General features: G+C 71.5%; 10 protein-coding genes and 1 riboswitch. Of the genes, 9 read left to right on the plus strand and 1 reads right to left on the minus strand.

Annotation, left to right across the window (positions count from 1 at the left end; all coding sequences use genetic code 11):
- Positions 1-326: 326 nt before the first annotated feature.
- The 6 genes from ACWD3H_RS27630 (at position 327) to ACWD3H_RS27655 (ending at position 6,443) form a co-directional block, all read left to right on the plus strand.
- Positions 327-1,451: a nitric oxide synthase oxygenase gene (locus tag ACWD3H_RS27630; protein WP_355631687.1), complete on the plus strand. Its 1,125-nt coding sequence runs from the start codon at positions 327-329 to the stop codon at positions 1,449-1,451.
- A 235-nt stretch (positions 1,452-1,686) separates the two neighbouring features.
- Complete coding sequence (locus ACWD3H_RS27635) at positions 1,687-2,862, plus strand: agmatinase family protein (RefSeq protein WP_355560900.1); 1,176 nt, start codon at positions 1,687-1,689, stop codon at positions 2,860-2,862.
- Complete coding sequence (locus ACWD3H_RS27640; RefSeq protein ID WP_451957033.1) at positions 2,862-3,866, plus strand: ABC transporter substrate-binding protein; 1,005 nt, start codon at positions 2,862-2,864, stop codon at positions 3,864-3,866. The genes ACWD3H_RS27635 and ACWD3H_RS27640 overlap by 1 nt, the downstream gene beginning before the upstream one ends.
- 16 nt (positions 3,867-3,882) lie before the next feature.
- Entirely contained in the window at positions 3,883-4,830 is a 948-nt protein-coding gene (locus tag ACWD3H_RS27645) for an ABC transporter permease (RefSeq protein WP_451957034.1), read from the plus strand.
- Positions 4,827-5,594, plus strand: coding sequence for an ABC transporter ATP-binding protein (locus ACWD3H_RS27650; RefSeq protein ID WP_355560908.1), 768 nt, complete (start codon positions 4,827-4,829; stop codon positions 5,592-5,594). Before ACWD3H_RS27645 ends, ACWD3H_RS27650 begins: the two co-directional genes overlap by 4 nt.
- Positions 5,595-5,630: 36 nt before the next feature.
- Positions 5,631-6,443: an enoyl-CoA hydratase-related protein gene (locus ACWD3H_RS27655; RefSeq protein ID WP_451957035.1), complete on the plus strand. Its 813-nt coding sequence runs from the start codon at positions 5,631-5,633 to the stop codon at positions 6,441-6,443.
- A gap of 15 nt (positions 6,444-6,458) precedes the next feature.
- Here the strand turns inward: ACWD3H_RS27655 and ACWD3H_RS27660 are convergent, their stop codons facing one another.
- Positions 6,459-6,980 (minus strand): DUF402 domain-containing protein, encoded by a 522-nt coding sequence (locus ACWD3H_RS27660; RefSeq protein WP_451957036.1) that lies wholly within the window; start codon positions 6,978-6,980, stop codon positions 6,459-6,461.
- 52 nt (positions 6,981-7,032) lie between these two features.
- A riboswitch (SAM riboswitch) is annotated at positions 7,033-7,145 on the plus strand.
- A 125-nt stretch (positions 7,146-7,270) separates the two neighbouring features.
- Here ACWD3H_RS27660 and ACWD3H_RS27665 point away from each other — a divergent pair.
- From ACWD3H_RS27665 to ACWD3H_RS27675, 3 genes are all read left to right on the plus strand, one after another.
- Complete coding sequence (locus tag ACWD3H_RS27665) at positions 7,271-9,028, plus strand: FAD/NAD(P)-binding protein (protein WP_451957037.1); 1,758 nt, start codon at positions 7,271-7,273, stop codon at positions 9,026-9,028.
- Between the two features lie 68 nt (positions 9,029-9,096).
- Complete coding sequence (locus ACWD3H_RS27670) at positions 9,097-10,740, plus strand: ABC transporter substrate-binding protein (RefSeq protein ID WP_451957038.1); 1,644 nt, start codon at positions 9,097-9,099, stop codon at positions 10,738-10,740.
- Positions 10,737-11,708, plus strand: a complete 972-nt coding sequence (locus tag ACWD3H_RS27675) for an ABC transporter permease (RefSeq protein ID WP_355560923.1) — start codon at positions 10,737-10,739, stop codon at positions 11,706-11,708. Before ACWD3H_RS27670 ends, ACWD3H_RS27675 begins: the two co-directional genes overlap by 4 nt.
- Positions 11,709-11,717: the final 9 nt, after the last annotated feature.

The raw sequence follows: 11,717 nt of genomic DNA on the forward strand, positions 1-11,717 counted from the left end.
AGCCCGGCTTCCGGGGCTTTTGGCATCTCATGTCCCGGTTTGGTGGCCTGCTCATGCCCCGATTCAGCGGACAAACCACGGTGAATCACAGAAAATGAGTGAGGCCATGCCCGGTGTCGCCGCGATCGTGGCGAGTGAGCCGGTGCGCGGTCGCCGCGGACCAACAGTGATCGCAGCGGGGAAGGGCCGCCGCGTTCAGGGCACCACGCCGCCCGGAACGGCAGTCGTGCTCGTGAGCCACAATGGGTGGTTTTTCTGTGCTGACCTGGCGAAGGTCCCGGCGGCGTGCGCCGGATCCGTTCCACGAGGTTCCCAAGGTCCCCGAGGTGCCTCCAGCCGACGTGATGGCGGCGGCCGAGGACTACCTGCGGCTGTTTCACGCGGAGAATCCCGGTGCGGGGGTCCTGCGGGAGCGCCTGCGCGAGGTCCGGCAGGAGATCGCCGACACGGGAACGTACACGCACACCAGTGGTGAGCTGGTCTTTGGCGCCAGGGTGGCCTGGCGCAACAGCGGCAGATGCATCGGGCGGCTGTACTGGCGCTCGCTGCGGGTGCGCGACCGGCGGCATGTCACCACGGCCGAGGGCGTCGCCGTCGAGTGCGTGAACCACCTGCGGGACGCGGCGCCCGCCCGGCGGATCCGCCCGACGATCACCGTGTTCCCCCAGGACCGGCCGGGGGCGCCGGGACCGCGGATCTGGAACGAGCAGCTCATCCGGTACGCCGGGTACGCGATGGCGGACGGTTCGGTCATCGGGGACCCCCGCTACGTCGGCTTCACCGCGATGCTGCGCGAGCTGGGCTGGCCCGGCGGCCCCGGAAGCCCCTTCGACGTCCTCCCGCTGGCGATCTCGGTCGGGAACGGGCCGCCGCTGCTGTCCACGATTCCCGGCGACGCCGTGCTGGAGGTCGCGCTCTCGCATCCCCACCACCCGTGGTTCGAGCAGCTGGGGCTGCGCTGGCACGCGGTACCGGTCATCTCGAACATGTGCCTGGAGATCGGCGGCGTCTGCTACCGGGCGGCGCCGTTCAACGGCTGGTACATGGGCACCGAGATCGGCGCCCGCAACCTGGCCGACGCCGACCGCTACGACCTGATGCCGTTGATCGCCCGGCGTCTGGGCCTGAACACCGGCACCGACCGCTCGCTCTGGCGGGACCAGGCGCTGGTGGAGCTGAACGTGGCGGTCCTGCACTCCTTCGAGCGGGCGGGGGTGACGATGACGGACCACCACACCGAGGCCAGGCACTTCCTGATCCACCTGGAGCGCGAGGAGCGGGCAGGACGGGTCTGCCCCGCGGACTGGACCTGGATCGTGCCGCCCATGTCGGCCTCGGCCACGCCGGTCTTCCACCGTTACTACGAGGACAGGCAGCTGTCGCCGAACTTCGTCCACCACGCCGACTCCCTGGAGCGCGCGCTCGGTCACCGGACTGCAACGGGAGGTTAATTCAGGGGAAACGTATCGGCGCTGCACTTGCAGTGACCCACCGAGTGGTGGGGCGCATCTAGGGTTCCGCCGCCGCCGACGCCGGGCGTCACGACCGTGAGGCCGTACGGCGACGGCGCGGGACTGGTCCGAGAGGTGCAGGCGGCCGCGTGGCCGTTCCACGGCGGGACAAAAGCCCGGGAGGCCGGCCGATCCCGGCTGTCCTCCAGCCGGGGTCCGAGCTGATCGGAGCTCCATGCACTGGCACCCGTCCGCTTCCGACCCCGCCCGCCAGGGCCCCTCCGGCGCGGCCCCCTCGGGCCCCGACCGGTACGGTCCCGAGGCCCGCTTCGCCGTCGACCGCGAGGCCGAGCTGCCCACCGCCAACTGGGAGCGCGAGGTCGCCTGGGCCCTGGAGGTGGGCCTGCAGGGCGCCGACTCCATCGTCGACCGGCGCATCCCGACCTTCTCCCGCGGAGAGCTGCCGCACTTCGCCGGGATCAACACCTTCCTCAAGGCTCCGTACGTCGAGGACGTGCGGCGCTGCGGCGCGTACGACGTGGCGATCCTGGGCGCGCCGTTCGACGGCGGCACGACCTACCGCTCGGGCACCCGCTTCGGCCCGCAGGGCATCAGGAAGATCTCCGCCCTGTACGGCCCCTACAGCTTCGAGCTGGGGGTGGATCTGCGCGAGTCGATCACGATGGCCGACCTCGGGGACGTGTTCACCATCCCCGGCAACATCGAGAAGACCTTCGACCAGATCTCCAAGGCCGTCTCGCATGTCTACTCCAGCGGGGCGTTCCCGGTCGTGCTGGGAGGCGACCACTCCATCGGTTACCCGACCGTGCGCGGCGTGGCCGAACACCTGTCGGGCAACCTCGGGATCATCCACTTCGACCGGCACGTGGACACCCAGGAGACCGACCTCGACGAACGCATGCACACCACGCCGTGGTTCCACGCCACCGACATCCCCAACGTGCCGCCGCAGAACCTGGTGCAGATCGGCATCGGCGGGTGGCAGGCGCCCCGACCTGGGGTAAAGGTCGGTCGTGAGCGCGGCACCACGATCATGACGGTCACCGACTGCGTGGATATGGGCATCGAGGCGGCGGCCGAGCGCGCGCTGGAGGTCGCCTGGAAGGACGCCGAGGCCGTGTGGCTCTCCTTCGACGTCGACTGCCTGGACGCCGCGTTCGTCCCCGGCACCGGCTGGCCGGAACCCGGCGGCTTCCTGCCGCGCGAGGTACTGAAGTTCATCCAGATCATCGCCGACGCGGCGCCACTGGCCGGGATCGAGGTCGTGGAGTGCTCGCCACCCTACGACAACGCGGAGATCACCTCGCTGATCGCCACCCGCGTCATCTGCGACACCCTCGGCTGCCTGGTCCGTTCCGGGCACCTGCCCGCGAGGAAGGGAGCCGCGTGATGCTCCGCCGCCTGCTCGTCTCGCTCTGCCTGCTCGCCGCCTCCGCGGCGTGCGCGTCCGCCCCCGGCGGGTCCGCCGAGCCGGCCGCGTCCGGCGGGAAGAAGGTTCTCACCCTGGGCTTCTCCGCCTGGCCCGGCTGGTTCCCCTGGCAGGTCGCCCAGGAGAAGGGGCTGTTCGCCAAGAACGGCATCGAGGTCGAGCTGAAGTACTTCGACAGCTACACCGACAGCCTGACCGCGCTGGCCACCGGCAACGTCGACGCCAACAGCCAGACGCTCAACGACACCCTCGCCTCGGTGTCCGGCGGGGCGAAGCAGACGATCGTGCTGGTCAACGACAACTCCACCGGCAACGACCAGATCATCGCCAGGTCCGGCATCGCCACGGTGGCCGACCTGAAGGGCAGAACCGTCGCGGCCGAGCAGGGCACCGTCGACCACTACCTGCTGCTGCTCGCGCTGCGGAAGGCGGGGCTGACCGAGAAGGACGTCACCTTCAAGCCGCTGCCGACGGACGCCGCCGCGGCGGCCTTCAAGGCGGGCCAGGTGGACGCGGTCGGCGTGTTCGCGCCCTTCACCACCACCGCCCTGGGGCTGCCGGGTTCCACGGCCGTCGCCACCTCCAGGGACTTCCCCGGCGCGATCCCCGACCACCTGGTGGTGGCCGCCTCGCTGGTCGCCGAGCGGCCGCAGGAGGTGCAGGCGCTGGTGAAGACCTGGTTCGAGACCCTGGAGTGGATCGCGGCCAACAGGGCGGACGCCACCGCGATCATGGCCAGGCGGGCGGGGGTGAGCGAGGCCGACTACGCGAGCTACGACGCGGGAACCACGATCTTCTCCCTGGACGACAACCTGGCCGCCTTCGAGCCCGGCGGCACCGACGACCACCTCGACCACCAGGCCGCCCTGATCGCGAAGTTCCTCGTCGCGTCGGGCCTGGCCGACACCGAGCCGTCACTGGACGGTCTCTTCGAGCCAAGGTTCGTCAGGAGCCTCAAGCCGTGAGTGCGGGAGCGCCGATATGGAGAGCATGCCGGGCGGCCGGTTGCGGCCGGGGCGGGTTCAGCTCGCCCTGCTCGCCACCAGGAAGGTCGCGGCAGTCATGAGCGCGGGGACCGCGGAGCCCGTCGCGCCCCCCGAGGCGGGACGGCGGGCCTGGGAGCCGCTGCCCCGGCGCGCGGGCTGGCCGGGTCCGGCCTGGAAGCGGAGCTCCGGGATGTCCGTCCGTGCCCGCTGGGGCCTGCGGGCGGCCTCGGTGCTGGTCCCGCTCGCCCTCTGGACCGTCGCCGCCATGGCGGAGCTGGTCGATCCGACCTTCCTGCCGTCCCCGCTGGCCGTCCTGGAGGCGTTCGCGGAGATGCTGGGCACTGGCCTGCTGCTCGACGACACCCTCGCCAGCCTCGGCCGGGTCGGGGCCGGGTTCGGGCTGGCGGTGGCGATCTCGGTGCCGGTGGGCGTCGCGATGGGCACCTCGGCCGTGGCGCTGGCCCTGCTGGAACCGGCGGTCGGCCTGCTCCGCTACATGCCGGCCGCCGCGTTCATCCCGCTGCTGATCATCTGGCTGGGTCTCGGCGAGCCGTCCAAGGTCGCGATTCTGCTGCTGGGCGTGGTGTTCTTCAACACGCTGATGGTCGCCGACGCCGTACGGCGGGTGCCGGGCGAGCTCGGCCAGGCGGCCGCCACCCTGGGCGCCCGGCGCGGCGAGATCCTCCGGAAGGTGATCTGGCCGTACGCGCTCCCGGCGGTGGTGGACGCGGCGCGGATCAACGCCGCCGCCGCGTGGAACTTCGTGGTGGTGGCCGAGCTGATCGCCGCCGAGTCCGGGCTCGGCTACCGGATCGTCCGGGCCCAGCGGTTCCTGCAGACCGACAAGATCTTCGCGGTGCTCATCGTGATCGGGGCGGTCGGCCTGCTGATCGACGTCGTGCTGCGCGTGCTGCGCGACCGTCTCGGAAGGTGGACGGCATGACCCTCGTGCTGCGCGGCGTGGCCAAGGACTACGGGACCACCCGCGTCCTGGACGGCATCGACCTGTCGATGGAGCCGGGCGAGTTCGTGTGCGTGGTCGGGGCGAGCGGCTCGGGCAAGTCAACGTTGCTGTCGCTGATCGCCGGGCTCTCCCCGGCCAGCGCGGGCTCCATCACGCTCGGCGGGGCACCCGTCGTCGGCCCCGGTCCCGAGCGCGGGCTGGTCTTCCAGTCGGGAGCGCTGTTCCCCTTCCTCACCGTCGCGGAGAACGTGGCCTTCGGACTGCGGCTACTGCCGATCTCCGGGGCCGACCGGGAACGGCGGGTCCGCTGGTATCTCGGCGAGGTCGGGCTGTCGTCCCTGGCGGGCGCGCTGCCCCGGCAGCTGTCCGGCGGGCAGCGCCAGCGGGTGGCGATCGCCAGGGCGCTGGCGTGCGAGCCGGCCGTACTCCTGCTCGACGAGCCCTTCGGGGCGCTGGACGTGCAGACCAAGGAGGACATGCAGCTCTTCCTGCGCGAGGTGTGGCGCGACACGGGCACGACCGTGCTGATGGTCACCCACGACGTGGAGGAGGCGGTCCTGCTCGCCCAGCGGGTCCTCGTCTTCGCCTGCGGGCCCGGCAGGGTCGCCGCCGAGGTCCCGATCGACCTGCCCGCCTACCGGGCCCTCGCCGTCAAGCGGACCTCCCTCTTCCTGGGCCTGCGCGCAGGCGTCGAGGACCTGGTCCGCTCGCACATGCTGACACCGGGGAGGGAAAAGGTGTAGAACGATATTCTGTAGCTCTCCGGGCGGGGAGCTCCTGTGCGGGAGCGCCCCGAGGGCTTCCGGGAGGGAGAGGCGATGGTCGACCTGGTGCTGCCGTCGATCGAGCGGGGCGTGCTGACGCTGACGTTCAACCGGCCGGACCGGCTCAATGCCTGGACCGACGAGATGGGCCGCCGCTACTTCGACCAGCTGGCCGAGGCGGAGAAGAATCCCGAGGTCCGGGTGATCGTGGTCACCGGGGCGGGAAGGGGCTTCTGCGCCGGGGCGGACTTCCAGACGCTCACCGCCATCCGGGACGGCTCGTACGCGGGGGAGCCCGACCGGCGTCCCAACACCTTCCCGACCACGATCCGCAAGCCGATCATCGCCGCGGTCAACGGTGCCTGCGCCGGGCTCGGCATGGTCCACGCCCTGGTCTGCGACCTGGTCTTCACCGCCGCCGAGGCCAAGTGGACCACCGCCTTCGCCCGGCGCGGCCTGGTCGCCGAGTACGGCCTGTCGTGGATCCTGCCCCGCCTGGCCGGGCAGGCCAGGGCCATGGACCTGCTGCTCTCCGGGCGCACCTTCACCGGTGCCGAGGCCTGCGAGCTGGGCCTGGCCAACCGGGCGGTGCCGGGAGAGCGGCTGATCGAGGAGACCCTGGCCTACGCCCACGAGCTGGCGACGTACAGCTCTCCGGCCTCGATGGCCGTGATCAAGCGTCAGATCTGGGGCGACTGGCAGCGAACCCTGGAGGCGTCGGAGTCGGCCGCGGCGCGCCTGATGGTCGACTCCTTCACCCGGCCGGACTTCGCCGAGGGCGTCGCCAGCTTCGTCGAGCGCCGCACCCCCGGCTTCCCGCCGCTGTAGTCACTTCGGCGCATCTCAGCTGACCAGAGTGAGCCAGCGCGGGGCGGCGTCGAAGGGGGCCGTGCGGGCGGTGACGGCCTCCATCAGCCAGGCGGCCGAGGCGCGGGCGCTCCGGACGACCTCGGGCGGGTAGGCGTACCTGACCCGGTGCTCCTCGAACTCGTCCTCGTCGTCCAGGAAGACCCGGCTGGTGCGGCCCTTCGCCGGGTTCCGGCGCGTCCGGATCACGTCGAGGTCGAGGTCGACCATGGTGACCTCGCCGTCGCTCCACCGTGGCACCGTGGAGATGTCGCAGTAGATCTCGTGCTTGTGCGGGGCGGAGTTGAAGGCGGCGGTCCACCAGGCGTCGCGGGGGAAGAGCATCACGAAGGCGTGCGGGGAGGCCACCTCGGGCCCGTGGCCCTTGCGGCCGACGGAGTTGGCCGCGCAGCCGGTCCACACCCCGTGTTCGTCCTCGCCGAGCAGGAGGCCGCTGTGGTTCCAGTGCAGTGATCCGTCGTATTTGCGGTAGACCACCTTCACCATCTCATAGGACATTCCCCAACATTAAGCCTTGACAGAGATCTATGTATTTCCTACCTTCTAAATAGGTTAAGAGTGTCAGTGCGAAGCCCCGGCTGGCTGACCGGCAACCCTCGCACCGCGGCGGGGTGCCCCCGGGGGAGACCTGGCGGCACGGTCGGCGTGCCGCAAGCGCGGACCCCCTCACCGGGGTCACCGAGACATGTCCGGGAGTGCCACATGTCGAAGACCAGCACACTGAACTGCGCGAGCCCCGTCGACCCCGACACCCACGGCCACTACCGGCCGCACCGTAGAGCCGCCGTATGAGCGCCTCGATCGCCGTCGTCGGCGCCGGCCCGACGGGCACCTGCCTGGTGGAGCGCATCTGCGCCAACGCCGCCGACCTGCTCGGCTGGCCCTCGCTCGACGTCCACGTGATCGACCCCCACCCGCCGGGGGGCGGCCGCGTCTGGCGCCGTGACCAGCCCGAGCTGCTCTGGATGAACTCCGCCGCCGCCGACGTGACGCTCTTCACCGACGAGTCGGTGCGCTGCGAGGGGCCGATCCGTCCAGGCCCCACGCTGGCCGAGTGGCTCGGCGGGGACCCCGGCGCCTTCGCCTCCCGCCCGGCCCAGAACGGCTACCTCTCCCATGTCTTCAGGCACGCGGTGGCGACCGCCCCGCGCGGGGTCCGGGTGCACGTGCACCCGGTCCGCGCCGTCGATCTCGCCGACATCCCCGGCGGCCAGGCGGTACGGCTGGAGGACGGCCGGACGATCGAGGTCGACGCGGTGATCCTGGCCCAGGGACACGGCGACGTGACCCCGAGCGGGGAGGAGCGGGCGCTGGCCGACCTGGCCGCGCGCGGCGGGCTGCGTTACCTGCCCACCGGATACGCGGCCGACCTCGACCTGGACGGCATCCCCGCCGGAGAGCCGGTGATCGTGCGGGGGATGGGGCTGGCCTTCGTCGACCTGATGGTGCTGCTCACCTCGGGCCGGGGCGGCCGGTTCGTCCGCGAGTACGACGGGGAGCTGGTCTACCTGCCCGGCGGGCGGGAGCCCCTCCTGCACGTGGGATCGCGGCGCGGCGTGCCGTACCACTCCAAGACCGGCTACCCCTTCGGGGGCGCACACCCGCCGGTGCCGCGCTTCCTCACCCGTGAGGCGCTGGGCGAGGGCCCGTGGAACTTCCGCCGGGACGTGTGGCCGCTGGTCGCCAAGGAGCTCGCCTTCGCGTACTACCACGAGCTCATCACCGCCCACCCCAAGCGCGCCAGGCTGGACTGGGCGGCGTTCGCGGAGGCGTTCGCCGACCAGGAGTGGCGCAGCCCGGGCATGCGCAAGCTGATCCGTACGGCCGTGCCCCGGCACCTGGACCGGCTCGACTTCGACCGGCTCGACCGGCCGTTGGAGGGCATCAGGTTCGGTGACCGGGCGGGGCTGCAGAAGTGGATGCACGGCTACCTCGCGGTCGACCTGGAACGGCGCGCCGACCCGGCGCACAGCGCCGACCACGCCCTGATCCTCGGGCTGCTCTCCGTCTACGGGGTCCTGGCCGAGCTGGGCATCTCCGATCCGTGGTTCCACGGGTTCTTCAGCTACCTCGCCAGCGGCCCGCCGGGACCCCGGCTTGCGGAGCTGCGCGCCCTGGCCAAGGCAGGGGTGCTCACCTTCCTCGGCGCCGGCCTCAAGGTCGACCACCACGAAGGGCGCTGGCGGGCACAGAGCCCCACCGTGCCCGGCGGCGTGACGGCCACGACCCTCGTCGAGGCCAGGCTGCCCGCGCCCAGCGTGAGCCGGGCCACCGACCCGCTCATCGGCGCGCTCCGCGACCGGGGCGAGCTCGACGAGAAGTCGGGGCTGGTGAACGTGCGGGCCGCGGACCGCCGCCTGGTCGACAGGTCCGGCACCCCGCACTCGCGCAGGTTCGCCTTCGGCCCCTGGGTCGTCGGCGGCCAGGTCACCGGCGGTTTCGCCAGGCCCCGCCGCAACGCCCCGCTCTTCCGCCACGCCGACGCCCTCGCCCGGATCGTCCTGTCCGAGGCCGTCGGCACCCAGATAAGGCGGCACGTCGCGTGAACCCCGCGACAGATCGCATGGACCCGGTCCCGAACGAGCACGACGCACCACAGCACAAGGAGAAGAACGTGAAGTTGCGATGGGGCGCTCTGACGCTCGCCGGGGTGCTGGCGCTCGCGGCCTGCGGAGCCGAGAGCGGGACCCCGACCACGGCGGCCGGCGCGAAGGGCGGCACCGGCGGCGACGGAGGATCGCTCGTGTGGGCGGTGGAGACGCAGCCGATCACCTTCAACCCGCACCAGTGGGGCCAGAACAAGGCGCGCCTCCTGGTCCACAACCAGTTCGACGCGTTGATCGCCCGAGGCGGGAACGGTGATTTCCTGCCGTGGCTGGCCACCTCCTGGCAGGTTTCCAAGGACGGTCTGACCTACACCTTCGAGCTCCGTGACGACGTGACCTTCCACGACGGTGAGCGGTTCGACGCCGCCTCGGTGAAGGCCAACCTCGACCAGCTCGTCTCGCCCGGCTACAACGCCGCGGTCAGCGCCATCCAGCTGCGCAACTTCGACCACGCCGAGGTGAGCGCCCCGTACACCCTGAAGGTCACGCTGAAGGCCCCGGACGGACTGTTCCTGGACTTCCTCTCCTCCCCGCTCGCCGGCCAGGTCTCCCCGAAGTCGCTGAAGAACGCCAAGGACCTCAAGGCGGGCGGCGTCGACGTGGTCGGCACCGGGCCGTTCATCCTCGACCGGTTCACCCCCGGCCAGGAGGTCCACTACCGGCGCAACCCGAACTACAACTGGCCGCCCGCCGGCGCCGCCCACCAGGGACCGGCACACCTGGCCGAGGTCACCTACCGCTTCCTGCCCGAGGCGGCGGTGCGGGTCGGCGCGCTCACCTCCGGGCAGGTACAGGTGATCGAGGGCGTGCCCGCCACCGAGATCGGCCTCATCAAGGGCAACCCGGAGTTGAAGCTGGAGACCAGTCTCAACTCCGGCAGCGCGTTCTCCTACTACTTCAACGTCTCCCGCCCCCCGTTCGACGACAAGCGGGTCCGCGAGGCGTTCCGCGACGCCGTCGACGTGGACGCCGTGCTCAACTCCGTCTACCAGGGCACCGCCAAGCGGGCCTGGAGTGTCATCGGCCAGGGCAGCCCGCAGTTCTACGACCCCTCGCTGGAGAACACCTTCGGCAACGACCCGGCACGGGCCAACAAGCTGCTCGACGAGGCCGGCTGGAACGGACGTGACGCCGAGGGCTACCGGGTCAAGGACGGCAAGCGGCTGACGGTCCGCACGGTCAGCGCCGCGCCGTTCGTCCGCGACCGCCGTGACATCCTCGCCCAGGCCGTCCAGGCGGCGGTCAAGCAGAGCGCCGGCATCGACTTCCAGGTCAAGCTCGTGGACCAGGGCACCGCGCAGAAGGCGGCCGACGAGAACGAGTACGAGATCTTCGAGAACTCGCGCGGCGACACCGACGCCGGGGCGGCGCTCAACCTGATCCTGCCGAAGGGCGCCGCGATCAACCGCACCAGGTTCGAGAGCGCGGAGCTGGACAGGCTGCTCGCCGACGCGTCGGCGACCTCCGACCTCGCCGAGCGCAAGGAGCTCTACGCCAAGGTGCAGAAGACCGTGGTCACGGACGAGGCGCTGCTGCTCCCGCTGTACGTGCCCGCAGACCAGATCGCCTACGGCGCGGGCGTCACCGGCATCACCTTCGAGCCGGTCTCCGGCACCCCCAACAGTGCTTATGACCTCCGGATCGGGACATGAGCACCCTCATACTCACCCGGCGGCGGGGGCTGGCCGCCGCCGGGTGGCTCGGCCCGGTGGCCAGGCGGCTCGGAGCGGGTGTCGCCGTGCTCTGGGCCGCCGCCACCGCGGCCTACCTCGCGCTGATGCTCGCCCCCGGCGACACGATCGACGTGCTGATCGGCGACGGTCTCGACACCCCCGAACGGCGGGCGCAGATCATCGCCGAGTGGGGGCTGGACCGCTCACCGCTCCAGCAGTACGGCGACTACCTGCTCCGCCTCCTCCAGGGCGACCTGGGCCACTCCTACGTCCTGCAGCGCGGTGTGGGGGAGATCCTGGCCTCCCAGATCTGGCCGACGGTCCAGCTCGCGCTCACCGCCGCGACCTTCGGGGTGCTGCTCGCCCTGGTGCTCGCCCTGGCCACCGCCGGGCGCCGGTCCTGGCTCGGCGGCCTGGTCGGGCTCTCGGAACTGGCCGTCGTCTCGGTCCCGCCGTTCCTCGTCGGCATCCTGCTGCTCGCCGTCTTCTCCTTCACCCTCGGCTGGTTCCCCGTCTCCGGTGACCGGGGGTTCGTCTCGCTCGTACTGCCGGGACTGGCGCTCGGCCTGCAGATCGCCGGGGTGCTCGGCCAGGTGCTCCGCGAGGGCCTGGAACGCGCGCTGGAGGAGCCGTTCGCGGTGACCGCGCGCTCGCGCGGCATCACCGAGTGGCGGCTCGTCGCCCGGCACGCCCTGCGCCACGCGCTGCTCCCCGCCGTCACCCTCACCGGCTGGTTCACCGGCTTCCTGCTCGGCGGCGCGATCATCGTGGAGGCCGTGTTCGGCCGCCCCGGGCTCGGCCAGATCACCGTCGGCGCGGTGAACAGCAAGGACCTGCCCCTGGTGATGGCGGTCGTGCTGATCTCCGCCCTCGCCTACGTGACGGTCAGTACGATCGTCGACCTCGCCTACCTCGCGATCGACCCCCGCCTGAGGAGGAGCAGATGAAAATGCCGA

This window comes from Streptosporangium sp. NPDC002607, from assembly GCF_053592655.1.